General features: G+C 71.2%; 23 protein-coding genes and 1 tRNA gene. 14 read left to right on the top strand and 10 right to left on the bottom strand.

Annotated elements, in window-relative coordinates; all coding sequences use genetic code 11:
* Positions 1-5: 5 nt before the first annotated feature.
* Positions 6-728 (top strand): DUF4344 domain-containing metallopeptidase, encoded by a 723-nt coding sequence (locus tag ACSLTV_RS00750; protein ID WP_435611435.1) that lies wholly within the window; start codon positions 6-8, stop codon positions 726-728.
* Positions 729-889: 161 nt separating this feature from the next.
* On the opposite strand, the gene ACSLTV_RS00745 is transcribed toward ACSLTV_RS00750, so the two are convergent.
* Complete coding sequence (locus ACSLTV_RS00745) at positions 890-3,373, bottom strand: ATP-binding protein (protein ID WP_432133548.1); 2,484 nt, start codon at positions 3,371-3,373, stop codon at positions 890-892.
* A gap of 349 nt (positions 3,374-3,722) precedes the next feature.
* On the opposite strand from ACSLTV_RS00745, the gene ACSLTV_RS00740 reads away from it, so the two are divergent.
* The 3 genes from ACSLTV_RS00740 to ACSLTV_RS00730 all read left to right on the top strand — a co-directional run bounded on the left by ACSLTV_RS00740 (position 3,723) and on the right by ACSLTV_RS00730 (position 5,604).
* Positions 3,723-4,178, top strand: coding sequence for a carboxymuconolactone decarboxylase family protein (locus ACSLTV_RS00740; protein ID WP_432133549.1), 456 nt, complete (start codon positions 3,723-3,725; stop codon positions 4,176-4,178).
* A 92-nt stretch (positions 4,179-4,270) separates the two neighbouring features.
* On the top strand, positions 4,271-4,726 hold the full coding sequence (locus ACSLTV_RS00735; RefSeq protein ID WP_432157215.1) for an iron chaperone: 456 nt from the start codon (positions 4,271-4,273) through the stop codon (positions 4,724-4,726).
* A gap of 254 nt (positions 4,727-4,980) precedes the next feature.
* Complete coding sequence (locus ACSLTV_RS00730; protein ID WP_435611434.1) at positions 4,981-5,604, top strand: hypothetical protein; 624 nt, start codon at positions 4,981-4,983, stop codon at positions 5,602-5,604.
* A gap of 54 nt (positions 5,605-5,658) precedes the next feature.
* Here the strand turns inward: ACSLTV_RS00730 and ACSLTV_RS00725 are convergent, their stop codons facing one another.
* Positions 5,659-6,456, bottom strand: coding sequence for an SAM-dependent methyltransferase (locus ACSLTV_RS00725; RefSeq protein ID WP_432157213.1), 798 nt, complete (start codon positions 6,454-6,456; stop codon positions 5,659-5,661).
* A gap of 177 nt (positions 6,457-6,633) precedes the next feature.
* Positions 6,634-7,359, bottom strand: a complete 726-nt coding sequence (locus ACSLTV_RS00720; protein ID WP_432133553.1) for a DUF5324 family protein — start codon at positions 7,357-7,359, stop codon at positions 6,634-6,636.
* Between the two features lie 302 nt (positions 7,360-7,661).
* Between ACSLTV_RS00720 and ACSLTV_RS00715 the strand changes: the two genes are divergently transcribed.
* Positions 7,662-8,189 carry a peptidylprolyl isomerase gene (locus ACSLTV_RS00715; RefSeq protein ID WP_432133554.1) on the top strand — a complete coding sequence of 176 codons (528 nt, stop codon included), beginning with the start codon at positions 7,662-7,664 and terminating at the stop codon, positions 8,187-8,189.
* Between the two features lie 115 nt (positions 8,190-8,304).
* Entirely contained in the window at positions 8,305-9,192 is an 888-nt protein-coding gene (locus ACSLTV_RS00710) for a rhomboid family intramembrane serine protease (RefSeq protein WP_432157212.1), read from the top strand.
* A gap of 257 nt (positions 9,193-9,449) precedes the next feature.
* Here ACSLTV_RS00710 and crgA read toward each other — a convergent pair whose 3' ends face one another.
* Entirely contained in the window at positions 9,450-9,704 is a 255-nt protein-coding gene (gene crgA, locus ACSLTV_RS00705) for a cell division protein CrgA (RefSeq protein WP_432133556.1), read from the bottom strand.
* A gap of 93 nt (positions 9,705-9,797) precedes the next feature.
* Between crgA and ACSLTV_RS00700 the strand changes: the two genes are divergently transcribed.
* From ACSLTV_RS00700 to ACSLTV_RS00675, 6 genes are read left to right on the top strand one after another with little or no spacing between them, the layout of a single operon-like run.
* Positions 9,798-10,589, top strand: a complete 792-nt coding sequence (locus tag ACSLTV_RS00700) for a DUF881 domain-containing protein (protein WP_432133557.1) — start codon at positions 9,798-9,800, stop codon at positions 10,587-10,589.
* A gap of 47 nt (positions 10,590-10,636) precedes the next feature.
* Positions 10,637-11,320: a class E sortase gene (locus tag ACSLTV_RS00695; protein ID WP_432133558.1), complete on the top strand. Its 684-nt coding sequence runs from the start codon at positions 10,637-10,639 to the stop codon at positions 11,318-11,320.
* 52 nt (positions 11,321-11,372) lie between these two features.
* On the top strand, positions 11,373-11,534 hold the full coding sequence (locus tag ACSLTV_RS00690; protein WP_432133559.1) for a hypothetical protein: 162 nt from the start codon (positions 11,373-11,375) through the stop codon (positions 11,532-11,534).
* The gene (locus ACSLTV_RS00685; RefSeq protein ID WP_432133560.1) at positions 11,531-12,169 is read left to right on the top strand and encodes an aminodeoxychorismate/anthranilate synthase component II; all 639 of its coding nucleotides are present in this window, start codon (positions 11,531-11,533) and stop codon (positions 12,167-12,169) included. The genes ACSLTV_RS00690 and ACSLTV_RS00685 overlap by 4 nt, the downstream gene beginning before the upstream one ends.
* On the top strand, positions 12,166-13,272 hold the full coding sequence (locus tag ACSLTV_RS00680; RefSeq protein ID WP_435611433.1) for a class E sortase: 1,107 nt from the start codon (positions 12,166-12,168) through the stop codon (positions 13,270-13,272). The genes ACSLTV_RS00685 and ACSLTV_RS00680 overlap by 4 nt, the downstream gene beginning before the upstream one ends.
* 22 nt (positions 13,273-13,294) lie before the next feature.
* Complete coding sequence (locus ACSLTV_RS00675) at positions 13,295-14,038, top strand: class E sortase (RefSeq protein ID WP_432133562.1); 744 nt, start codon at positions 13,295-13,297, stop codon at positions 14,036-14,038.
* A gap of 75 nt (positions 14,039-14,113) precedes the next feature.
* Here the strand turns inward: ACSLTV_RS00675 and pknB are convergent, their stop codons facing one another.
* From pknB to ACSLTV_RS00645, 6 genes are all read right to left on the bottom strand, one after another.
* Positions 14,114-16,096: a Stk1 family PASTA domain-containing Ser/Thr kinase gene (gene pknB, locus ACSLTV_RS00670; RefSeq protein ID WP_435611432.1), complete on the bottom strand. Its 1,983-nt coding sequence runs from the start codon at positions 16,094-16,096 to the stop codon at positions 14,114-14,116.
* 169 nt (positions 16,097-16,265) lie between these two features.
* Positions 16,266-17,732: a peptidoglycan D,D-transpeptidase FtsI family protein gene (locus ACSLTV_RS00665; RefSeq protein ID WP_435611431.1), complete on the bottom strand. Its 1,467-nt coding sequence runs from the start codon at positions 17,730-17,732 to the stop codon at positions 16,266-16,268.
* Positions 17,729-19,177, bottom strand: a complete 1,449-nt coding sequence (locus ACSLTV_RS00660; protein ID WP_432133565.1) for an FtsW/RodA/SpoVE family cell cycle protein — start codon at positions 19,175-19,177, stop codon at positions 17,729-17,731. Before ACSLTV_RS00660 ends, ACSLTV_RS00665 begins: the two co-directional genes overlap by 4 nt.
* A 26-nt stretch (positions 19,178-19,203) precedes the next feature.
* Entirely contained in the window at positions 19,204-20,748 is a 1,545-nt protein-coding gene (locus tag ACSLTV_RS00655) for a Stp1/IreP family PP2C-type Ser/Thr phosphatase (RefSeq protein WP_432133566.1), read from the bottom strand.
* A 92-nt stretch (positions 20,749-20,840) separates the two neighbouring features.
* Complete coding sequence (locus ACSLTV_RS00650) at positions 20,841-21,353, bottom strand: FHA domain-containing protein FhaB/FipA (RefSeq protein ID WP_432133567.1); 513 nt, start codon at positions 21,351-21,353, stop codon at positions 20,841-20,843.
* Between the two features lie 10 nt (positions 21,354-21,363).
* Positions 21,364-22,230, bottom strand: coding sequence for an FhaA domain-containing protein (locus ACSLTV_RS00645; RefSeq protein WP_432133568.1), 867 nt, complete (start codon positions 22,228-22,230; stop codon positions 21,364-21,366).
* 681 nt (positions 22,231-22,911) lie between these two features.
* On the opposite strand from ACSLTV_RS00645, the gene ACSLTV_RS00640 reads away from it, so the two are divergent.
* Both ACSLTV_RS00640 and ACSLTV_RS00635 read left to right on the top strand, forming a co-directional pair.
* A tRNA-Leu gene (locus tag ACSLTV_RS00640) sits at positions 22,912-22,995 on the top strand.
* A 252-nt stretch (positions 22,996-23,247) separates the two neighbouring features.
* Positions 23,248-24,660: a DUF2252 domain-containing protein gene (locus tag ACSLTV_RS00635; protein ID WP_432157208.1), complete on the top strand. Its 1,413-nt coding sequence runs from the start codon at positions 23,248-23,250 to the stop codon at positions 24,658-24,660.
* Positions 24,661-24,828: the final 168 nt, after the last annotated feature.

Here is a 24,828-nt window from a genome sequence, read left to right as displayed (position 1 = left end):
GCGGGGTGCGGGCGCGGGAGCCGGCCGTCCTCGCGTACCGCTTCGAGGAGCCCGCCGGGGCCGACCGGGGCGATGCCCGGTTCCTGCGGGTGCGGGGACTGCTGGAGGAGGCCGCCGAAGCGGTGGGCGAGTGGGTCGGGCTCGCGCGGCCGGTGCCGGTCGTCGTCCGGTCGTGCGGCGGAGAGGGCTCCTCCTACGATCCTGAGGAGCAGCGGGTCGAGATCTGCTACGAGGAGGTCTCCGAGACGCGGGACCTCTTCCGGGGGACCGGGCGCGGGCGGGCCGACGAGGAGGTCGCGGCGGTGCTGCTGGAGACGGTCCTGCACGAGACCGCGCACGCCCTCGTCGACGTCCTCGCGCTGCGGGTGACCGGCCGGGAGGAGGACTTCGCCGACCAGTTCGCCGCCCTGGTGCTGCTGGACGGGAGCGCGGTCGGCGAACGGCGGCTGCGCGCGGCCGCCGAGGCGTGGCGCCTCTCGGCGCGGCTGACGGAGGACGCCGGGGAGACGGACGGGAAGCAGGCTCCCGACGAGCACGCACCCGACCACGAGCGGGCCGTCAACGAGTACTGCTACGTCTACGGCTCCGCCCCCGGCCGCCATGGCGATCTAGTCGGCCCCGACACCCTCCCCGCCGAGCGTGCCCCGGGGTGCGCCGAGGAGTGGACGGACGTACGCGCCGACTGGCTGACCGCGCTCGGACCCGCGGGTCGCGACCCGGACGCCTGAGGGCGGGGCGGCGGGCAGGAACGGCGGGAGGTGCGGGGGCGGGTGGGGCAGGACGGGCAGGCACGGCGGCAGATGCGGTGGGCGGGTGGGGTGGACGGGGTCGGTGGACGGGCAGGCACTGCGGGGGTGGGTGGGGTGGACGGGTGCGGTGGGCGGCCCGCTCACGCCGGGGTGGCGCGCAGCGCCCGTGCCGCCTCACGGTGTTCCGCCGCCGCCACCGGCTCCGTCGCGTCCAGCAGCGCGGCGAGCCCCTCGTGGGCCAGCGCCTGCCTGGTCCGGTTCCCCAGTTCGCGCGCCAGTTCCAGGGCCTGCTCGTGCAGTAGCAGCGCCTGGTCGGGCAGGCCCGCCAGACGACATGTCTCGGCGTGGTCGTCGAGGAAGTGGATCTTCCAGTGCTCCTCGAACAGCTCGTCGAGCAGCGCGAACGCCTCCCGATGGCTCGCCAGCGCCTCTTCGTACCGCCCCATCCGCCGCAGCGCCACCCCGCGGCAGTTCAGGCACCACGCCTGGTTGTTGAGGTGGCCGTCGGCGCGGGCCAGCGCCAGCGCCTCCCGCAGGTGTTCGTCGGCCTCGTCGGGCTGGTCGGGGGCGAGGGCCACGCCGAGGGTGAGCCGGGCCGTCAGCGTGGGCGGCCACGCCGGGTCGGCGTGCGGGACCTCCAGCACCTCACGGGCGCGCCGCGCCGCCTCCTCGCGATGGCCCAGTTGCAGCATCGCCCACGCCTCCGCCGCCGCGGCGTGCGCCGCTCCCGTCGGGCAGCCCGACCGCTCGTACAGTTCGCCGGCCTGCCGGAAGAGGGCCAGCGGCTCCTCGACGTACCCCGCGTCCCAGCTCAGATAGCCGCGGCGAATGGCCAGTTCCGCCTCCGCCCGGGGGTCCCGCGCCTGGGTCACCCGGGCACCTGCCGCCTCGTACGCGGCGGCGGCCTCCGCCGCCCGGCCCGCGTTGTACCGGGCGAACCCCAGGTCGCTGTGCGCCTCCGCCAGCCGCAGTGGATCGGCCAGCCGCTCGGCGGCGGCCAGCGACCGCTCGAAGAGGACGTTGAGGTGGGTGGTGCCGCAGCGGCGCGCGAAGTAGGCGCGCAGGAAGCGCGGCAGTTCGCACACGTGGGCGTCGGCCCCGAGGGCGGCCGCCGTCTCGAAGACGGCCATCAGGTTGCCGTACTCCGCGACGAGCCACCCGAACGCCGTGTCCCGGTCCGGGAACGGCGGCAGCTCGGCCGGCGGCCGGATGCCCGCGGCCGGCCGGGCGGGCGCCGTGAACGGCATCGCGGCGTCGGCGGCGGCCGCCGCGTGCACGTAGTAGTCGAGCACCCGGCGAAGGGCCCGCTCCCGGTCGGCCGCCGGATCCTGCTCGGCCGCCGACCGGCGGGCGTGCCGGTGCACCAGGTCGTGCAGCCGGTAGTGGCCCGCCGCGGGCTGCTGGACGAGGTGCGCGTCGAGCAGGTCCTCCAGCGTCGAACGGGCCTCGCGCAGCGGTACGTCGGCCAGCGCCGCCACGACGTACTCGTCGAACGAGGCCCCGGGCAGCAGACCCAGCAGCCGGAACAGCCGGGCCTGGGGCCGCTTGAGCTGCCGGACCGACATGGCGAGCGCCGCACTGAACTCGGCGCCGAACTCGCCGGCGCCCTCGGCCATCCGCTCCGCCAGGACGCCCACCGTCCAGCCCGGCCGGTGCCGCAGCCGCGCCCCGGCCAGCCGCAGGGCCAGCGGCAGCCGCCCGCACAGCCGCAGCACCTCGGCCGCGGCCTCCGGGTCGCGGGCCAGCCGTCCGCCGGGGCCGCCGGGGTCGCCGCTGGCGCGGGCCAGCAGCTCGGCGCTGTCCCGCGGGCCGAGCACGTCGAGCGAGACCGGGGGCACCTCCTCCAGGCCGAGGAGCCGGTTGCGGCTGGTGATCAGCGCGACGGAGGGACCGGCGCCGGGCAGCAGGGGGCGGACCTGATCGGCGTCGGCGGCGTTGTCGAGGACCACGACGACCCGGCGGTGGGCCAGCTCCGACCGCCAGCAGGCGGCCAGTTGCTCCAGTCCCTCCTGCGGAACCCGCTCCGAGGGCACGTCGAGCGCGCCGAGCAGCATGCGCAGCGCCGAGTCGGGGTCGAGGGGCGGGCGGCCCTCGGTGAAGCCGTGCAGATCGACGTAGAGCCGGCCGTCGGGGAAGTCGGCGGCGAGGCGGTGGGCGGCGCGCACGGCCAGACAGGTCTTGCCGACGCCCGCCATGCCGTCGACGGAGACCGCCCGGTGGGAGCCGACCGCCGCCAACACGGCGGCCAGTTCGGCCTCCCGTCCGGTGAAGTCGGGCGCGTCCCGGGGCAGGTCGTTGCGCGGCACGGGCCGGGCCAGGCGGCTGCTCCTCGGCGGCGCGGGCAACGGGTTCGAGGACCGCTCCCACAGCGGGCGCAGCGGGCGGGGGTCACGCCTGACCAGACGGCACAGGGCGACGACCGCCGGCCAGGGCGGTACGGTCCGGCCGTTCAGGTAGCGCGACAGCGACGAGGAACTGAGCCCGGTGTCGCGCGCCAGCGCCCGTACGCCGAGTCCGGACAGCTCCTGCAGCAGGCGCAGCCGGGCGGCGAGTTCCTGCTGCGGGTCGGGTCGGGCGGGCGTGGTGTCGCCGAGGCTTGCCCGTACGTCTGTCGCGCCGTCCATGGATCCCCGTTCCCCGCAGATGTCTGTCCGGCGTAGTTGCCTGTCCGCCGCAGCTGTCCGCCGTCCGGCGCAGCTGTCCGTCACCGGTGCCCGCGCCGGGCCGACGCGTGGTGCCGTCTCGTACGTCATGCCGTCTCGCGCGTCGTGCCGTCTCGCGCGTCGTGCCGCGTCCCGTGTTGTGCCGCGTCCCGCGTCGACGGAAGTCTTTCCGTCCGACTCGGCGCTGGTCAAGGCCGTTCCGGCTGTCCCACGGTGTCCCACGGCCGTGGTCGCGGCGGGCCGGCCCGGCTGTGATGGGGGCACGCCCCGGGGAGAACGGGGCGGAACCCACCGAAGAGGAGCGGACACCATGCAGTCCCGTATGCAGAACCCCGCCGTCGTCCTGTCCGACGCCATGCAGCCCATCCAGCAGCTCATCAAGGCCGCGCATTCCGCCGGCGTGGACGGCCGGACGCTGGAGCTGGTGCACCTGCGGATCAGCCAGATCAACGGCTGCAGCGCCTGTGTCGACGGCGGTGCCAAGACCGCCCGCAAGGCCGGGGTGTCCGACGAGCGGCTGGCCACGGTCGCCGCCTGGCGCGAGGCTCCGTACTTCAGCGAGGAGGAGCGCGCGGCCCTCGCGCTCGCCGAGGCCGCCACGCGTCTCGCCGACCGCCCCGACGCGGTCGACGACGAGACGTGGGACGCGGCCGCCACCTACTTCGACGAGAAGCAGCTCGCCGCCCTGGTCCTGATGATCGGCGTCACCAACCTCTTCAACCGCCTCAACGCCACCACCCGCCAGATCGCCGGCGCCTGGGGCTGAGCCCCGCACCCCCCGCCCTGACGGGCGACGCACGGCAGGCGCCCCCAGGATGAGAAGACCACCGCAGACACCGGACGGAGGGACCCGACCCCATGACCGGCAGGACGAGCGCGTCGTCGCAGGGCTTCAGCGCCGAGGAGCGCGCGGCGATGAAGGAGCACGCACAGGAGCTGAAGGCGTCCGCCAAGCGGCGCGGCACGCGGGAGGAGAAGGCGGCGGCGGACGAGGCCGCCGTGGTGGCCAAGATCGCCGAGATGCGGGAGGCGGACCGGGCCATGGCCGAACGGATCCACGCCCTGATCAAGGAGAACGCCCCGGAACTCGCGCCGAAGCTCTGGTACGGCATGCCCGCCTACGCCAGGGACGGCAAGGTCGTCTGCTTCTTCCAGAGCGCCCAGAAGTTCAACGCCCGGTACGCGACCCTGGGCTTCAACGACGCGGCCCGTCTGGACGAGGGCACCATGTGGCCGACCGCCTTCGCCCTGACGGAACTGACCCCGGCCGCCGAGGCGCGCATCGCGGAGCTGGTGCGAAGGGCGGCCGGCTAGCACCACCGGCCCGGATCCCACCGCCAGCGAGAGCGCGCTCCCAGGTGCCGGACCCCGGCGGCAGGAGCCGGAGCCCCGCAGTGGATGCCGGAACCCGGCGTCAGGCGCCGGAACACCGCAGTCGGTGCCGAATCACCACCCCTTGCGCGCGTGTTCCTTTCCGTGATCGGACATGGAGCCCGCGCGAGGTCTGAGGCGATACTCGCACCGAGTCCGGGATCAGCGTCCGGGATCAGGAGGAGCGCGTGGACGCCATGTACAAGGTGCATATCGCACTGGCGCTGCTGCTCGCCGCGCTGAGCACGCTCATCGTCGGGCTGACGCTCCTGCCCGGCGGCCCGCTCCTGCCGCGGGCCACGACCTTCGTGGTCATCGGCCTGACCTTCGCGCTGTTCGGCGCAGCCGTGCTGCGTGCCCTGCCAGCCGCGCGGGACAGCGGTCCGGTCGAGCTGCTCCGCCTGGCTCCTCGCCGCCTCGTCGCCGCGGCCGGGGTCCTCTTCGGCGGCGCCGTCGCGTGCCTGGCCGTGGGGGGTCTTCCGTCCGGCGGCCAGCCGACGAAGGAAGTCGGCGTCTACTACCTGGACAACCAGGGTGACTCCCGTCAGGTGACGCGTGAGGTCTACGGGGAAGCGGTCAAGGACGAGATGCGCCTCTTCGTCACCGGGTTCACCTTCTTCTCGGCCTACGCGGCTGTTCTGGTCGCCTGCGCCCACCGCGCGGTGGCGCCGGCCCCGGTTCGGCAGCTCCCTGCCCCGGCTCCCCCGGAGCCACGTGCGGCCGTGTCCGGGTCCCCCTGCGACGCGGTCGGCGCCTGCGAGGGGTGCGGGCAGCTGAAGTCGGCCACCTCGCTGCCTTACTGTCCCCGCTGGAGCCGGTGACTCTGCGGCCGTCGTGAACCGTAGGCTGCGCCTCCCGCCGGCCGGTCGGCCCCGTCAGCCGTTCTTGCGTCCCACTCCGCCGTAGAACCCGATCGTCCTGGCCTCCGGAGGCGGTGGGCTGTCCGGGTTCCAGAAGGGGACCTGGGTGAGGCCCGGGGGGAGGAGGTCGAAGCCGGTGAAGAAGTCGGTGATCTCCGTGTGGGTGCGGAGGTTCATCGTGGCGGTGGCGTTGTTGTAGATCGCCTGGGCGTCGCGGCGGTCGGCGAAGTCGCCGGTGGCGTGGGAGAGGACGAGGAAGCTGCCGGGCGGGAGGGCGTCGCGCAGGGTGGCGACGATCTCACCGGGCTTCTCCGCGTCGGTGACGAAGTGCAGGATGGCCACCAGCAGCACCGCCACCGGCTGGTCGAAGTCGATGATCCGGCGGATGTCGGGGTGCTCCAGAACGGAGCGCGGGTCCCGGAGGTCGGCGAGCACGATGCTGGTCGTGCCGGTCCGGCTGAGCAGCGCGTCGGCGTGGGTCTTCACGATCGGGTCGTTGTCCACGTAGGCGACGCTCACGCCCGGCGCCGTCTGCGCGGCGACCTCGTGCACGTTCGGCGAGGTGGGCAGGCCGGTGCCGATGTCGAGGATCTGGCGGACACCGCTGCGCACCACGTGCTGGACCGCGCGCCGCATGAAGTCGCGGTTGGCCCGGACCGAGATGAACACCTCGGGCGCGGTGGCGGCGAGCGCGTCTCCGGCCCGCTGGTCCACCTCGTAGTTGTCCTTGCCGCCCAGCAGATAGTCGTAGATCCGCGCGGGGTGCGGCCTGCTGGTGTCTATCTCCTCGGCGCGGAAGCCGTCCTGTGTCACGCTGCGCTCCTTCTGGCGACTGGGCAACAGCTTCGCACACCGGTGCCCGCAACTTCCCTGCGGACCAACCAAGTTCGGTGCCACGTCGTGGGGGCGCGCACACAGACGTCGGGCGGTCCTGTTTCACGTGAAACCGTGAGACAGGACCGCCCGACGGGGGACAGACAGCCGGTCGGCTCAGGTGTAGTCGTCGCGGTTCGAGGCGTCCTCCTCGGCCTGCTTCGCCTGCACCTCCGGGTCCAGCGAGGCCGGGTCCGCGCTGCCGTCCACCGAGGTCAGCCCGCCCGACGGCGGTACCTCGGTGGCGGCCGGCGGCTCGACCAGCCAGTCCGGGTTGGCCTGCTTGTCCCACCACTTCCATACGGCGAACGCGCCCCCGGCCACGACACCCAGCACGGTCAGCGTCTTCACGGCCCGGCCCGCCTTCGCCCGCCGCCGCTGCCTGCGTGCCAGCTTCGCGATCTCCTTGGCCGTCACCTGGCCGCGCAGCGCCGCCAGCGCGGCCGCGCTGCGTGCGGCGGCCTCGTCCTTCATCGGCCCGGCCACGGCCATCGCCTGCTCGATCCTCGGCCGGGAGTAGTCGGCTGCCTGACGGGAGTATTCGGCGGCCTGCCGAGCGGCCAGCCTCGTGCGCAGCGCCGCCTCGTGCGCGGCGGCGTCCACCTTCGGCGGCACATGCGCTCGCGCCTGTTCGAGGCGCGGCGCGACATGGGCGTCGTACTGGACGCGGGCCTGTCCGGCGGCCTGCGTCACCTTGGGCGCGAGCCGTACCCGGGCCTCTTGCGCGTAGAGCGCGGCCCTCTCCTTGGCCGTGTCGGCGTAGGGCGCCACCACTTCCGCGGCGTGCAGCACGCTGTCCTTCGCCGATCCGGTGGCGGCGCGCACGCTGTCGATGCGGGTCACGGGATCCTCCTCCTCGGTGGCGTACGGTAATTCGACTTTCCACCCTTTTGCGGATCATGCCTGTCCGGGCACCGAACGGCATGCGGGGTCGGGCATACGGGTGCCCGACGGATGATTACGGGACAACAGGACCTTGTCCGACCATGCCACGGATCGGTGCTATCTGCCCCTGTCGTCGACCACTCCGGCGCTTTTTCGCGAGGGATACCGCCGGTTCGGCGGCCGGTTCGGGCCGCCGGGCGACGTACGGGCCGGGGCGTGCGAGGATCGGGGAGTCACAGGAAGACAACGGAAGGCACATCGTGGCTGAGCAGCTGTACGCCACCCTGAAGACCAACCACGGCGACATCGAGGTCCGGCTCTTCCCGGACCACGCCCCCGAGACGGTGCGGAACTTCGTCGAGCTCGCCACGGGCGCGCGTGAGTGGACCAACCCCGCCACCGGCGAGAAGTCCACGGCCAAGCTCTACGACGGCACGGTCTTCCACCGGGTGATCAGCGGGTTCATGATCCAGGGCGGTGACCCGCTGGGCAACGGCACCGGCGGCCCCGGCTACCAGTTCAAGGACGAGTTCCACCCCGACCTGCGGTTCGACAAGCCCTACCTGCTGGCCATGGCCAACGCCGGTCCGGGCACCAACGGCTCGCAGTTCTTCATCACGGTCTCCCCGACGGCCTGGCTGACCCGCAAGCACACCATCTTCGGTGAGGTCACCGACGCGGCGAGCCAGAAGGTCGTCGACTCGATCGCCGCCACGCAGACCAACCCGCGCACCGACCGTCCGGTGCAGGACGTCCGGATCGAGACGGTCGTCGTCGAGAAGCGCTGAACCGCCGTCCCGGTCAGGCGCCGGGAACCTATTGCCCCGCTCGTCCGTAGAGATGAGCGGGGCAAAGTACTGCCCGCGGGTACCGTCGCCCCGCCCACAGGATCTAGGGGAGTTCATGGAACAGGCGCCAGGCAGCCGGCCGGACGAGCAGAGCGGTCTGCCGGGCTGCTACCGCCATCCCGACCGCGAGACCGGCGTGCGCTGCACCCGCTGCGAGCGGCCGATCTGTCCCGAGTGCATGGTCAGCGCGTCGGTGGGGTTCCAGTGCCCCGAGTGCGTGCGTGGCGGATCGGGCACGGGGCACGCGCCGGCGGCCAACCAGCCGCGCACCCTCGCGGGCGGCACGGTCGCGGCCGACCCGCGTCTGGTCACCAAGATCCTCATCGGGATCAACCTCGCGGTGTTCTTCGCGGGGCGGGCCGACACCTCGTTCCTCGACCGGCTCGTCCAGGTCGGCCAGTGGCCGCCCGCGCCCTTCACCCCGACCGAGGGCATCGCCGAGGGGCAGTGGTACCTGCTCTTCACCTCGATGTTCGCGCACGAGGCGATCTGGCACATCGGCTTCAACATGCTGAGCCTGTGGTGGCTGGGCGGTCCCCTGGAGGCGGCCCTGGGCCGCGCCCGCTATCTGGCGCTCTATCTGACCTCCGGCCTGGCGGGCAGTGCGCTCACCTATCTACTGGAGGACCCGAACACCGGCACGCTCGGGGCGTCCGGCGCCATCTTCGGACTGTTCGGGGCAACCGCCGTGCTGATGCGCCGGCTGCGGTACGACATGCGGCCGGTCATCGCCCTGCTCGTGATCAACCTGGTGTTCACCTTCAGCTGGAGCGGCATCGCCTGGCAGGCCCACATCGGCGGGCTGGTGGCCGGTGTGGTCATCGGCTACGCGATGGTCCACGCCCCCCGGGAGCGCAGAGCGCTGGTCCAGTTCGGAACGTGTGCCCTGGTGCTGGCCGCGGTCGTGGTGATCACCATCCTGAGGACTGCACAGCTCACCTGAGCAGGTCGTTGTCCACAGCGCGTGGCGGATCTTGTGCACAAGGTGCGTGAACAGCAGCGCCCCCTGTCACCGACCTACGTTTCCGCAGGTCAGGCAGGGGGCGAACGTGCTTTCGAAGGTTTCCGTTCACCAGTAGTTCGGTCACACCGGCGTCAACCTCCGAGGAGTTATCCACAGATCGTCTTTCTTTTCCCCATGTGGAAAACCGCTGTGGATAACTCAGGGCAGAGCCCTGGGCAGAACTGGGCCCGGGCCTGCTACTTCCACTGTGTGGAGACGGCGAATCCGGCGGCGATGAAGCCGAATCCCACCACGATGTTCCAGTTGTCCAGCTTGTCGATCGGCAGGGATCCGTCGGTCACGTAGAAGACCACGATCCAGGCCAGGCCGATCAGGAACATGGCCAGCATCACCGGCGCCACCCAGGCGCGGTTGGTGAGCTTGATGGCGGCCGCCTGCTTCGCCGGCGGCGGCGTGTAGTCGGCCTTCTTGCGGATACGTGACTTAGGCACGAGGGTCTCTCCTGCTGACAAGGGGACGCTGAGGGCTCCCCCGGGCGTCCGTTAGCGTAGTGCTTCTACGGCGCCGAAGGAGATAAGGGTACGTTGAGCAATTCTGCCGACTCCCCCGGGACGGGTTCAACGGGTTCCGCTCCCGGCCGCAGGCCTCGTGTCCGTCCGGTCCGCATCCTCACGGTCGCGGTCTTCGCTCTCGCCGGGCTCATTTTCTTCACCAGCTTCAACACGGCCAAGGGCACCGACATCCGCACCGACGCCTCCCTGCTGAGGCTGTCCGACCTGATCCACGAGCGCAGCCGCGAGAACGGTGAGCTGGAGGAGTCCAACGCGGCCCTGCGGGGCGACGTCGAGGCGCTGGCCGATGCCGACACCGGCCGCAGCCAGGCCGACATCGACCGGCAGGCCGCGCTGGAGAACCAGGCCGGCACCCGCCCGGTCAAGGGCGAGGCGATCACCGTCACGCTCGACGACGCCCCGCCGAACGCCACCGCCAAGCTCCCCGGCTATCCCGAGCCGCAACCCGACTACCTGGTCATCCACCAGCAGGACCTGCAGGCCGTGGTGAACGCCCTCTGGCAGGGCGGCGCCGAGGGGATCAAGGTCATGGACCAGCGGCTGATCTCCACCAGCGCGGTGCGCTGCGTGGGCAACACCCTGATCCTCCAGGGCCGGGTCTACTCGCCGCCGTACAAGATCCAGGCGGTCGGGGACACCGACAGGCTGCGCAAGGCCCTCGCCGACTCGCGCGCGATCCAGAACTACATGGTCTACGTCAATGTCTACGGCCTCGGCTGGAAAGTCACCGAGGACGGCACGGTGACTCTGCCGGGCTACTCGGGCACAGTGGACCTGCAGTACGCCGAGCCCGTGGAGCAGTAGGTCGGCCGGTTTCCCACGGGAGCCGGAAGGAGCCGCAGGAGCCGCCGGTGCGCGTGATCGTCAGGACCCTCAGCGAACTCTGCATCACCGTCGGCACCGTCATCGTCCTCTTCGTGGTCCACGTGCTGTTCTGGACCGGCGTGCGGGCCGACCGCGTCATGGACGAGCAGGTCGACCGGTTGCAGGAGCGGTGGGCGCGCGAGGCGGCCGGAGCGCCGGGCGGCGCCGCGGCCCGGCCCGCGCCGGCCGTGCAGCCGTACCGGACCGGCGAACCCTTCGCGGTCATGTACATCCCGCGCCTCGGTTTCACGTGGAACAAACCCGTCCTGGAGGGAACGGACACCGGCACCCTGAAGAAAGGCCTCGGCCACTACACGGGCACCGCACGCCTCGGCGGGCCGGGCAACTTCTCGGTCGCGGGCCACCGGCGGACGTACGGCGACCCCTTCAAGGACTTCCCGAAGCTGCGGCCCGGCGACGCGGTGGTGCTGACCGACGGAACCACCTGGTTCACGTATCGGATCGACAAAGGGCCCTACAAAACGCTTCCCACCGACATTGAGGTGATCGACCCTGTCCCCCGTAAGTCGGGGTACACACGGGCGGGCCGGTACCTGACCCTCACCACCTGCGACCCGGAGTGGGGCCACAGCCACCGGCTGATCGTCTGGGCGCACCTGGACGCCACCCGGCCGGTGGAGGCAGGCAGACCGGCGGCCCTGCGCCGTTAGTCTGGTGCGGTACGGCGAGAGTCTGGTGCCGTGGTGCGACGGAAGGGACGGCATGTACGGCTGGATCTGGCGGCATCTGCCGGGAAACGCGTGGCTCAGGGCGCTGATCTCGATCGTGCTGGTCCTGGCCGTGGTCTACGTCCTCTTCCAGTACGTCTTCCCGTGGGCCGAACCGCTGCTTCCCTTCAACGATGTGACGGTGGACAACCAGTGAGCGCGCGCATTCTCGTCGTCGACAACTACGACAGCTTCGTCTTCAACCTGGTCCAGTACCTGTACCAGCTGGGCGCCGAGTGCGAGGTCCTGCGCAACGACGAGGTCGCCACGGCCCACGCCCAGGACGGCTTCGACGGCGTCCTGCTGTCCCCCGGCCCCGGCACCCCTCAGGAGGCAGGCGTCTGCGTGGACATGGTCCGGCACTGCGCCGCCACCGGTGTCCCCGTCTTCGGCGTCTGCCTCGGCATGCAGTCGATGCAGGTGGCCTACGGCGGTGTGGTGGACCGCGCGCCGGAGCTGCTGCACGGCAAGACCTCGCTGGTGGAGCACGCGGGCAGGGGCGTCTTCGCCGGTCTTCCCTCGCCGTTCACCGCGACCCGCTACCACTCGCTGGCCGCCGAGCCCGCCACCGTGCCGGCCGAGCTGGAGGTCACCGCGCGTACCCAGGACGGCATCGTCATGGGCCTGCGCCACCGGGAACTGCCCGTCGAGGGCGTGCAGTTCCACCCCGAGTCGGTGCTCACCGAGCACGGGCACCGGATGCTGGCCAACTGGCTCGTGGAGTGCGGGGACCAGGACGCGGTGGCGAGGTCGGCCGGGCTCGCCCCGGTGGTGGGCAGGACATCGGCGTGACCGCGCTGCGCCCGGAGCGCGAGGACTCGTACGGCACCCAGGCGTACGAGTCCTTCGGCGATCCGGCGTACGGAACCACCGCCGGGCCGCCCGGCGCCGGTCCGGACTCCGCCCCGGGCCCCGGCCCGTTCGGCGGTGCCGCGGGCGTCCCCTCCGACGAGGAGACGATGGCGCTGCGGATCGCGGACCTGCCGAAGCCGTCCTACGACGGCGAGCCCATATCCGCCTCTGCGGGCCCGGCAGCCCCGTCCGTCCCCGGAACCCCGACCGGAGGGCGTGCGGCCCGTAGAAAGGCCGCCAAGCGGCGTCACGGGCGTCAGGGGACAGCCGCCGAGCCGCGAACCCCGTCATCGGCCGCGTCGGACGCGCCGGCCGACGCGGGCAGGCCCCTCACCCGGGTGGAGGCCCGTCGGCAGGCACGGGCCCGCAAGCCCAGCCCGGCGGTGCTCGCCAGCCGGGCGATCGGCGAGGTGTTCATCACCACCGGCGTGCTGATGCTGCTGTTCGTCACCTACCAGCTGTGGTGGACCAACGTCCGGGCCCACGCCCAGGCCGACAAGGCGGCCGGCGACCTCCAGGACGACTGGGCCAGCGGCAAGCGCAACCCCGGGTCCTTCGAGCCCGGCCAGGGTTTCGCCATCCTGCACATCCCGAAGCTGGACGTGGTCGTGCCCATCGCGGAGGGCATCAGCAACAAGAAGGTGCTCGACAAGGGCATGGTCGGCCACTACGGCGAGGACCCCCTCAAGACCGCCATGCCCGACGCGAAGACGGGCAACTTCGGACTCGCGGGCCACCGCAACACCCACGGAGAGCCCTTCCGCTACATCAACCGCCTGTCGGCGGGCGACGACATCGTCGTCGAGACCCAGGACGACTACTACGTCTACAAGGTGGCCTCGATGCTGCCGAGCACCCCGCCGAGCAACGTCAGCGTCCTCGACGCCGTGCCCGAGGGCTCCGGCTTCACCGCGCCCGGCCGGTACATCACCCTGACGACGTGCACGCCGGAGTTCACCAGCAAGTACCGCTTGATCGTCTGGGGCAAGATGGTCGAGGAACGGCCGCGCAGCAAGGGCAAGCCGGACGCACTCGTCAGTTAGGGCTACAGGGCTAAGAGGAACAGTGGCAGCGACCGCAGAGGGCACCGAAACCTCACCTTCCACATCCGCGGGACGCCGCCGTCCCGGCCGGATCGCACTGGCCGTCAGTTTCCTGGGCGAGTTGTTGATCACGGCCGGGCTGGTGCTCGGCCTGTTCGTCGTCTACTCGCTGTGGTGGACCAACGTGATCGCCGACCGGCACGCCGACGCGCAGGCGCACAAGGTGCGCGACAGCTGGGAGCGGGGCGAGGAGGGCGGAGGCGGTCCCGGCGCGCTGGACACCAAGAACGGCATCGGCTTCCTGCACGTGCCCGCGATGGGCGGCGACGAGGTGCTCGTCGAGAAGGGCACCTCCTCGAAGGTGCTCAACGACGGTGTCGCCGGCTACTACACCGACCCCGTGCGGGCCACGCTCCCCACCTCCGGCAAGAACGGCAACTTCAGCCTCGCCGCGCACCGCGACGGGCACGGCGCGAAGTTCCACGACATCCACAAGCTGGAGAAGGGCGACCCGATCGTCTTCGAGACGAAGGACACCTGGTACGTGTACAAGGTGTACGCGATCCTCCCGGAGACCTCGAAGTACAACGTCAAGGTCCTCGCGCCGGTCCCCGAGGAGTCCGGGCGTACCAAGCCCGGCCACTACATCACGCTGACCACCTGCACCCCCGTCTACACCAGCCGCTACCGGTACGTGGTGTGGGGCGAACTGGTCCGCACGGAGAAGGTCGACAGCGAGCGGACTCCGCCCAAGGAGCTGCGGTGACCCGGCGCCCGCACGGTAAGAGCCCCGGCACCCGTTCCAGGGTGCCGGGGCTCTTTGCCGGTGCCGGGGTGGTGGCTAGCCGAAGAGGCCGCCTCCGCCGTCGTTGTTGCCGCCGCCTCCGCCGCCGCCTCCGCCGCCGCCGAACGTGAACAGGGTGACGGTGTCGCCCTTGTTCAGCGTGCTGCCCGGGGGCGGGTTCGAGCTGAAGACGGTGGCGTTGTCGTCGTCCACGCCCTGGATCGCGACGTTGAGCCCGAGGTCCTGCAGCGCCTTCCTGGCGTCCTTGAGGCGCTGGTTCTGCAGCTGCGGGACCTGGACCTGCTCCTGCTGCTTGAGCTTGCCCACCTTCATCTGGACCTGGGAGCCCTTCTTGACCTCCTGGCCGCTGCCCGGGGAGGTCTCGATGACCTTGCCGTCCTGGTTCGGGTCGGTCACCTCGACGTCGACGCAGACGCCCTCCAGGTCGCTGGCCCGCATCTGGTTCTTGGCGTCCTCGCAGGAGCGGTTGAGGACGTCCGGGACCGTGGACTTGGCCGGCTCCTTCGACACCGTCAGGGTGACCGTCGAGCCCTTCTCCCGCTCGGTGTCACGCTTCGGGTCCTGGCTGAGGACGACACCCGGGTTCTGGTCGGACTCCTTCGTCTTCTTCTCGACGGTGAAGCCCTTCTCCTCCAGCTGAGACTTGGCCTTCTCGAAGCTCAGGCCCTCCACGTCCGGCACCGGCACCTTGGGCGCGCCCGTCGACACGACCAGGCTGATCGTCTCGTTCTTGTTCACGCTGGTGCCGGCCGTCGGGTTCTGCGAGCACACCTTGCCGGTCTCGGTGTTCTCGCACTCCTTCTCTTCTATCTTCAGTTGCAGGTCGGCGTTGGTGGCCATCTGCTGCGCCTGGGTCTTCGTCTGGTCGACGAAGTTGGGCACGGTGACCTTCTCGCTGCCCGCGCCGCCGCTGAACGTGTACTTGCCGATCAGGATGGCGCCGACCAGGACTATCACCGCGGCGACGACGAGCAGGATGGTCGAGGTGTGGTTCTTGCGCTGGGGCTGGCGCCGCCGGTCCGGCCGGTCGTCGTAGCCGTAGCCGCCGTCGTCCGGGTTCATCGGGGGCAGCATGGTGGTCGCCGCGGCGTTGGCGTCCGCGCGCAGGGCCGTCGTGGGCTGGTCGTCGGGGTAGCCGCCGTAGCCGACCGAGCCCATCGCCGCCGTGGCCGCGACCGGCTGGCCGTCGAGGCAGGCCTCGATGTCGGCGCGCATCTCGTCGGCGGACTGGTAGCGGTAGTTCGGGTCCTTGACCAGGGCGCGGAGCACGATCGCGTCCATCTCCGGAGTGATCTCCGGGTCGAACACGCTCGGCGCCTGCGGCTCCTCCCGTACGTGCTGGTAGGCGACCGCGACCGGGGAGTCGCCGACGAACGGCGGGCGGACGGTCAGCAGCTCGTACAGCAGACAGCCGGTGGAGTAGAGGTCCGACCGGGCGTCGACCTGCTCGCCCTTGGCCTGCTCCGGGGAGAGGTACTGGGCGGTGCCGATGACGGCCGCGGTCTGGGTCATGGTCATGCCGGCGTCGCCCATGGCCCGGGCGATGCCGAAGTCCATCACCTTGACCTGGCCGTTGCGCGTGAGCATCACGTTCGCCGGCTTGATGTCGCGGTGCACGATGCCGTTGCGGTGGGCGTACTCCAGGCCCTGCAGGATGCCGATGGTCATCTCCATCGCGCGCTCCGGCAGCAGCTTGCGGCCGCTGTGGAGAAGCTCACGCAGGGTGGAGCCGTCGACGTACTCCATGACGATGTACGGGATCGAGACCCCGTCGATGTAGTCCTCGCCCGTGTCGTAGACCGCGACGATCGCGGGGTGGTTGAGCGAGGCGGCCGACTGGGCCTCCCGGCGGAACCGGGCCTGGAAGGAAGGGTCACGCGCGAGGTCCGCGCGCAGCGTCTTCACCGCCACGGTGCGGCCCAGGCGGGTGTCATGCGCGAGGTAGACCTCCGCCATGCCACCACGGCCGAGCACCTGGCCCAGCTCGTACCGGCCGCCGAGGCGACGCGGCTCTTCCATAGCTACCTACCAGCCCTCTCCGTCGGTCCCGAGCCCACCCTTGTGGATACGTCGGTGTGCCGTCCGGGCATACCGTACCCGGCTCGCTCTGTGTGACCTGGCCGAGCCCGTCACCCGATACGGGACCGGTATCCCAACGTGCACGGATGTGCGGGCGCTGTGGGCAGGGTCACTTGTTGTTGCCGATGACCGCCTTCATGACGGCCTTCGCGATCGGGGCGGCCAGACCGCCGCCGGAGATGTCGCCGCGGTTGGCGGCGCCGTCCTCGACGATCACCGCGACGGCCACCGGGGAGCTGCCGTCGGACAGCTTGGCGTACGAGACGAACCAGGCGTACGGCTTCTCGCTGTTGTTGAGGCCGTGCTGGGCGGTACCGGTCTTGCCGCCGACCTTGACGCCGTCGATGGCCGCGTTGGTTCCGGTACCGGTCTCCACGACCGTCTCCATCATGGCCTGAAGCTTCTGCGCGGTCTCCGAGGACATGGGCTGCGAGAGCTCCTCGGGATCGGTGGTCGTGATCACGTCCAGGTTGGAGGCGCGCAGCTGGTCGACCATGTACGGGCGCATCAGCTTGCCGTCGTTGGCGACGGCCGCGGCGACCATGGCCATCTGCAGCGGGGTGGCCCGGTTGGAGCCCTGGCCGATGCCGTCGAGGGCGTTCTGCGGCCGGTTGTCCTCGGGGTAGACGCTCTCGGCGGCGCGCACGGGGGTGTCCAGCTCCTTGTTGCCGAAGCCGAACTTCTCCGCCTGCTCGATCATCTTCTCGTTGCCGACCTGGTCGGCGAGCTTGCCGAAGACGGTGTTGCAGGAGACCCGCAGTGCCTCCCGCAGCGTGGCGTTCTCACACTTGCCGTGCTCGTTGGTGAGGTCCTTGGTGGACTGCGGAAGCCGGTACGGGTCCGGGGTGTCCGTGGGGTCGTCGATGCCGGAGACGATGCCGTTCTCCAGCGCGGCGGCAGCCGTGACGATCTTGAAGGTGGAGCCCGGCGGGTAGGTCTCGCGCAGCGCCCGGTTGAGCATCGGGTCGTCGGGGTTGTTCTTCTTCTGGACCGCGTTCCACGCCTTGGCGTCCTCGTCGGAGTAGCCGGCGAACTTCGACGGGTCGTACGACGGCGTCGAGACCAGGGCCAGGATCTTGCCGGTGGCCGGGTCGATCGCGGCGACCGCGCCCTTCTTGTCGCCGAGACCCTCGTACGCGGCCTTCTGCGCGGCGGCGTTGAGGGTGGTGACGACGCTGCCGCCCTTCTGCGCCTTGCCGGTGAGCATGTCGAGGGTGTTGCGGAAGAACAGCCGGTCGTCGTTGCCGGTGAGGATGCCGTCCTCCAGCTTCTCCAGCTGGTTGGCGCCGAACGCCTGCGAGGAGTAGCCGGTGACGGGCGCCCACATGGGGCCGTCCTTCCAGGTGCGCTTGTACTTGTAGTCGCCGCTGCTCATCTCGACGGAGCCGGTGATGGCCTTGCCGTCGACGATGATGTCGCCGCGCGGGGTGGCGTAGCGGGCGATGTTGACGCGGCGGTTCTCGGTCTGGCTCGCCAGCTCGTCCGCCTTGACGTACTGCAGGTAGTTGGTGCGGACGAGCAGGGCGAGGACGAGGAGGCCGCAGAAGATCGCGATCCGGCGCAGGGGTTTGTTCATGACGGGCGGACCACCTGGGTCATCTCGGCGTCGGGGTTGCTGGCGGGGGCGGGGGCCGGGCGGCGCGCGGTGTCGCTGATCCGGATGAGGATGCCGATGAGCGCCCAGTTGGCGATCACGGAGGAACCGCCGTACGCCAGGAACGGCATCGTCATACCGGTCAGCGGGATGAGCCCCATCACACCGCCGGCGACCACGAAGACCTGCAGCGCGAAGGCGCCGGACAGGCCGACGGCGAGGAGCTTGCCGAACGGGTCGCGGGCGGCCAGGGCGGTGCGGATGCCGCGCTCGACGATCAGGCCGTAGAGCAGCAGCAGCGCCATCAGCCCGGCCAGGCCGATCTCCTCGCCGAAGGTGGCGAGGATGAAGTCGGAGTTGGCGGCGAAGCGGATCAGCTCGGAGTGGCCCTGGCCCCAGCCGGTGCCGAGGGTGCCGCCGGAGCCGAACGCCCACAGGGCCTGCATGGCCTGCTCGGAGTGGACGCCGGGGGCGCCGGCCCGGCTGAGCTCGTACTCGTGCATCGGGTTGAGCCAGGCGTCCACACGGGTCTGGATGTGCGACTCGAAGCTCGCGACGCCGACCGCGCCGGCCGCGGACATCAGCAGACCGAAGACGATCCAGCTGGTCCGCTCGGTGGCGACGTACAGCATGATCACGAACATGCCGAAGAAGAGCAGTGAGGTTCCGAGGTCGGTCTCGAAGACCAGGATCAGGATCGAGATGCCCCAGACGACGATGATCGGTCCGAGGTCGCGGCCTCGGGGCAGGTAGAGCCCGAGGAAGCGGCGGCTGGCCAGGGCGAGCGCGTCCCGCTTGACCATCAGATAGCCGGCGAAGAAGATCGCGAGCACGATCTTGGCGAACTCACCGGGCTGGATGGAGAAGCCGGCCACCGAGATCCAGATCTTGGCGCCGAAGATGTCCTGGCCGAGGCCGGGCACGAGTGGCAGCAGCAGCAGGACCAGCGCGCCGACCATGGAGATGTAGGTGTAGCGCTGCAGGACCCGGTGGTCCTTGAGGAAGATCAGCACCACGATGAACAGGGCGATGCCCAGCGCCGTGTACATCAGCTGCCGCGGCGCGGCCGTACCCGCCTGCTCGATGCTCTGCAGCAGCTTGGACTGGTCGAGCCGCCAGATGGCGACCAGCCCGAGCCCGTTGAGCAGCGTGGCCAGCGGCAGCAGCAGCGGATCCGCGTACGGGGCGAACTTGCGGACCACGAGGTGGGCGACGCCGGCCAGCAGGCCGAGGCCCAGGCCGTAGCTCAGCAGGCCGGACGGCACCTCCTCGTCGATGGCCAGCCCCACGTTGGCGTAGGCGAAGACCGGGATGACGACGGCGAAGACCAGCAGCGCGAGCTCGGTGTTGCGCCGGCTCGGCGCTCCGATCGCGCCGATCGTCGAGGTGTGGTGCGTCGGCGTGTGCGTTGTGTTCGGACTGCTCATCGTGTGACGGGGCCTCTCACGGCTCGCTACTGCTTACCGCACTGCGAGACGACCTCTTTCTCTTCCTCCGACAGGGTGGGGCCGGGGCTGGGAGTGGCGGTCGCGGACGGGGACGGGGACGACGAGGGGGTCGGCTCGGACGTGGACGCCGAGCCCGACGGATTCGGGCTCGGTGAAGCATTGGACGGAGGTGCGGCGGGAGTGGTTCCCGAGGCGATGTCGGCCTGCTTCTTGCACGCGGACGCCAGCACGGAGAGTTCGTCGATCTTCTTCTGGGCGCTGGACCGGCTGTCCTCGGTGATCGTGGCCTGCACCTGCTTCTGCTGGTAGGACGGCAGGTACTTGAGTTCGATGGCTGGGTAGTCCTTCTCCACGTTCGACAGCGACACCCAGGCCAGGTCCTGGCTGATGCCGCGGTACAGCGCGACGTGCTCGCCGTTGGTGCCGACGTAGTACTGGGTCTGTGTCCAGCGCCACCCGCCGTAGAGGCCGCCGGCGACGACGGCGAGCGCGAGGGTGGTGTACAGGGAGACCTTCAGCCACTTGCGGCCCTTGCGGGGCTTGGTGAGGTCGTCCCCGGTGTAGTCGGCGAGGCCGTCGGTCGGGATGAAGCCGGTGATGTCGCTGCCCGAGCCGGGCGGGCCGAACTCGCCGCCGCCCTGCCGGTGGCGCCCCAGCGACGCCGCCCGGCCGGCCGGGGTCTGCATGATGCCGTTGTCGTGCGCCTGGTGCTGGGTCTCGGCGACCGCGCCGACCACCACGGGGGTGTCGGACAGCTGACCGGCCAGGGTGTCGCCGGTGTCCAGGTCGAGGACGTCCGCGACGATCACGGTGATGTTGTCGGGTCCGCCGCCGCGCAGCGCCAGCTGGATGAGCTCCTGGACGGTCTCCTGGGGGCCCTGGTAGCTGGCGAGGGTGTCCTCCAGGGTCTGGTGGGACACCACGCCGGACAGACCGTCGGAGCAGATGAGGTAGCGGTCGCCGGCCCGGACCTCGCGGATCGAGAGATCGGGGTCCACATGCTCGCCGCTGCCCAACGCCCGCATCAGCAGGGACCGTTGGGGGTGGGTGGTGGCCTCTTCCTCGGTGATGCGGCCCTCGTCGACCAGGCGCTGCACCCAGGTGTGGTCCTGGGTGATCTGGGTGAGGACGCCGTCACGCAGCAGATAGGCGCGGGAGTCGCCGACATGGACCAGGCCGAGGCGCTGGCCGGTCCACAGCAGCGCGGTCAGGGTGGTTCCCATGCCCTCCAGCTGCGGGTCCTCCTCGACCATGTGGCGCAGCTGGTCGTTGGCGCGCTGGACGGCGGTACCGAGGGAGGTGAGGACGTCGGAGCCGGGCACGTCCTCGTCGAGCGCGACGATCGTGGAGATCGCCTCCGAGGAGGCCACCTCACCGGCGGCCGCGCCGCCCATGCCGTCGGCGATGGCGAGCAGGCGCGGACCGGCGTAACCGGAGTCCTCGTTGCCCTCCCGGATCATGCCCTTGTGCGATCCGGCGGCGAAGCGCAGTGACAGACTCATGCCCACCTCGCCCGTCGGCCCCGGGTACAGCCGGTCGTGTCGAGCCACACTGCCCACCCTCCGGTCGGGAACACGCCGGGGCCCGGGGTGCCGGCCGCCGCGGCGTGCTCGCTCCGCTCGCGCTCATTCATGATGCAGCACTACTTCCGCAGCTCGATGACGGTCTTGCCGATGCGGATCGGCGCGCCCAGCGGAATCGGTGTGGGGGTCGTCAGCCGCGTTCGGTCGAGGTACGTGCCGTTGGTGGAGCCCAGGTCCTCGACGATCCAGTTGCCGTCACGGTCCGGGTAGATCCTGGCATGGCGGCTGGAGGCGTAGTCGTCGTCCAGCACGATGGTGCTGTCGTGCGCCCGGCCCAGGGTGATGGTCTGGCCCTGGAGCGCGACGGTGGTGCCGGTCAGGGTGCCCTCGGTCACGACGAGCTTGGACGGGGCGTTGCGGCGCTGGCGTCCGCCGGCCGCCGGCTGCTGGCGCTGCTGGGGCGGCGCCTGCCGCTGCGCCTGCTGCGCGCGACCCGCCTCCCGGCGCGCGCCGCGCTGGGTGACGCGCGTACCGAACAGGTCGCTGCGGATGACCTGCACGGCCACGATCACGAACAGCCACAGTACGGCCAGGAACCCCAGCCGCATGACCGTGAGGGTCAGCTCTGACATTGCCCCCGCTTCACCCTTCGGCTTGCCTATAGATAACGGTGGTGCTGCCCACGACGATCCGCGAGCCGTCGCGGAGCGTAGCGCGGGTGGTGTGCTGCCCGTCCACCACGATGCCGTTCGTGGACCCGAGGTCCTGGATCGTCGAGGGCGAACCGGTCCGGATCTCGCAGTGCCGGCGGGACACGCCGGGGTCGTCGATCCGCACGTCGGCGTCGGTGGAGCGGCCGAGTACGAGCGTCTGGCGGGAGATCTGGTGGCGGGTGCCGTTGATCTCGATCCAGTGGCGTGTGCGCGCGCCGGGCTGCGGGGCGCCCGCGAGGCCGCCGCCCGCCGCGGGCGGATAGCCGTACCCGCCGGGGCGGGCCCCGGGGGCGCCGGGCGGCGGAGCGGACGGCATGGGGGGCGCGGCGGGTGCGCCGGCGGGCGGGTAGCCGTAGCCGCCGGGGGTGCCGGGGCGCTGGCCGCCGGCGGGGGGCAGGCCGGCCGGGGCCTGCTGGCTGCTGGAGGAGGCGAGCGTACGGCTGCGCACCCGGTAGAGGCCGGTGTCGAGGTCGTCCGCCTTCTCCAGGTGCACCTTGATCGGGCCCATGAAGGTGTAGCGCTGCTGCTTGGCGTAGTCGCGGACCATGCCGGCGAGCTCGTCGCCGAGCTGGCCCGAGTAGGGGCTCAGCCGCTCGTGGTCGGGAGCGCTGAGCTCCACGATGAAGTCGTTGGGAACGACGGTGCGGTCGCGGTTCCAGATCTGCGCGTTGTTGTCGCACTCGCGCTGGAGCGCGCCGGCGATCTCCACGGGCTGGACCTCGGACTTGAAGACCTTGGCGAAGGTGCCGTTGACCAGACCCTCAAGGCGCTGCTCGAACTTCTTCAGGACTCCCATGGGGCACCTCCTCCGTCGTAGCTGCTGTGCCGGGGCCTTGCCTGGTGCTGCTGGTACTGCTGGTACTGCTGGTACTGCTGGTACTGCTTGTTTTGGTTCTGCTGGTACCGCTGTGCTGCTCGCCTTGCTCGTACTGCTTACTGATCGTATCCACGCGGCGGTGAATCGGCCGGTTCCCCCTTTCGAAGCCGGTCGACGGGTCCTGCCGTGCTCGTTGTCGTGACCCTCTGCCGGGCCCTTTGCCGTGCTGTCCGCCGTGCTGTCTGCCTGCTGTCTGCCGTCGTTCTGCCCAGGATCGTAGAGGCGGCTGTAGACCAGTGTCCCGCACCTGGCTGTGGAGCTTGCCCGGGTGCGGGGGAAGAAGGGGCTACCGGTACGAGGTTGATACGTGAACCGGTCGGCTCCGAGACGTGGCGGACGGTGCCGGGGCGGTGGCGGAATGTGCAGGGTCGGTGGCGGGTGTCGGCGGGTGTCGGCGGGGGTGCGCCGGGGTGCCGCCGGGCTGGGGGCGTGGTGGGGGCGCGGTGGTGGTGTGGTGTGTGGTGGGGTCGCGGTGGTGGTGCGGTGCGTGCCGGTCCGGCGGCCGGTAAGGGATGTGAAGCCACCCCGTCCGGCGTGCTAATGTTCTGCATGTCGCAAGGCGCCGCACCGAACGGATCGGAGCCCCAGGACACACCCAATGCGCGGGTGGCGGAATAGGCAGACGCGCTGGATTCAGGTTCCAGTGCCCGCAAGGGCGTGGGGGTTCAACTCCCCCCTCGCGCACGAGTCGAAAGCCCCCAGGTCTCGGACCTGGGGGCTTTCGCGTTGTCCGGAAACCCTCTGGCCGACGTCCGGACAGTGGCCGACGAGGTCCGGGCAGCGTCCGGCAGGGTCCGGCAGGGGCGGCTCCGGGGTGTGAGGATGCTTACAGGCCGGGGGCCATGACGGCGGGGCGGGGGAAGGTTGCCCGGAGTCCGGGCCGCCAGGACACTGTTCGCGTCATTCGTGCGTGCGTGTGTGGGGGAGGCGGTTGCCGTGATCGAGACCGGTGAGGGTGCGGGGAGCCCGCGGCTGCCGCACATACCCGGCTTCGCCCGCCGAGCCGCCGGCGACTCCCCCAAGGCGGAGGGCAAGGCGCTGCGGCAGCGGGTACCCCGGGCCGCGCACGCCGACCTCGCGCAGGACGCCGGCCGCCCGGACGCGGCGACCGCGGTCGAGGAGTCCAACCGGGGGCGTATCGCCGAGCTGACCCCGATCAGGGTGGGCCGCATGGCCGCCACCCCGTTCGCGTTTCTGCGGGGCTCGGCCGGCCTCATGGCGTACGACCTGGCCCGGACCCCGATGACCGGGGTGCGCGCCCAGATCTGCGGTGACGCCCACGCCGGCAACTTCGGCCTCTACGGCGACGCCCGCGGTGGGCTGGTCATCGACCTGAACGATTTCGACGAGACGGTCGACGGTCCCTGGGAGTGGGACCTCAAGCGGCTCGCCACCTCACTGGTCCTCGCGGGCCGCGAGACCGGCGCCGACGAGGACACCTGCCACAGGGCGGCGTACGACACGGTCGGCTCCTACCGCCGCACGATGCGGCTGCTGGCGAAACTGCCCGCGCTCGACGCGTGGAACGCCATCGCCGACGAGGAACTGGTCTCCCACACCGACGCCCACGATCTGCTGGGCACCCTGGAGCGGGTGTCGGAGAAGGCACGGGCCAACACCAGCGGGCGTTTCGCGGCCAAGTCCACCGAGGCGGCGGCGGACGGCGGGCGCCGCTTCGTGGACGCGCCGCCGGTGCTGCGCAGGGTCCCGGACGCGGAGGCGGCGGCCGTCGCGGCGTCGCTGGGGCCGTACCTGGAGACCCTGCCCGAGGACCGTCTGCCGCTGCTCGCCCGGCACGCGGTGCACGACGTGGCGTTCCGGATCGTGGGCACCGGCAGCGTCGGCACCCGCTCGTACGTGGTGCTCCTGCTGGACCACCGGGACGAGCCGCTGGTCCTGCAGGTGAAGGAGGCCCGCCCCTCGGCGCTGCTGCCGCACCTGGCGACCGCCGGTCACACGGTCGCGCCGGTGCCGCACGAAGGCCGCCGGGTCGTCCTCGGCCAGAAGCGGATGCAGGTGGTCAGCGACATCCTGCTGGGCTGGACGACGGTCGACGGGCGGCCGTTCCAGGTCCGTCAGTTCCGCAACCGCAAGGGCAGCGTCGACCCGGCCGCCCTGACCGCCGACCAGATCGACGACTACGGCCGGATGACCGGCGCCCTGCTCGCCCGGGCCCACTCCCACAGCGCCGACCCGCGCCTCCTGGCCGGCTACTGCGGCAAGAACGACGAACTCGACACCGCACTCGCCGCCTTCGCCGTCGCCTATGCCGACCGCACCGAGGCCGACCACGCGGACCTGTTGGCGGCGGTGCGGTCGGGCAGGGTGGCGGCGGAGACGGGGGTGTGACGGGGTGCGCCGTCGCCGGCGGCCGGAGCCGGCAGGGCTGGGGAGCCGGCAGGGCTGGGGGAGGGGGTCCGGGACGGGAGGCGCCTGAACCGCTGGGAACGGGGGAAAGCGGGCAGGGGACGGAGGGTCCGGCTTGCTTGACGGCCCGGGGCCCGGGGCCCGGGGCCC

Source organism: Streptomyces sp. bgisy159 (genome assembly GCF_965341775.1).
Lineage (GTDB): Bacteria > Actinomycetota > Actinomycetes > Streptomycetales > Streptomycetaceae > Streptomyces.
This window is presented reverse-complemented; position numbering and strand designations above follow the sequence as displayed.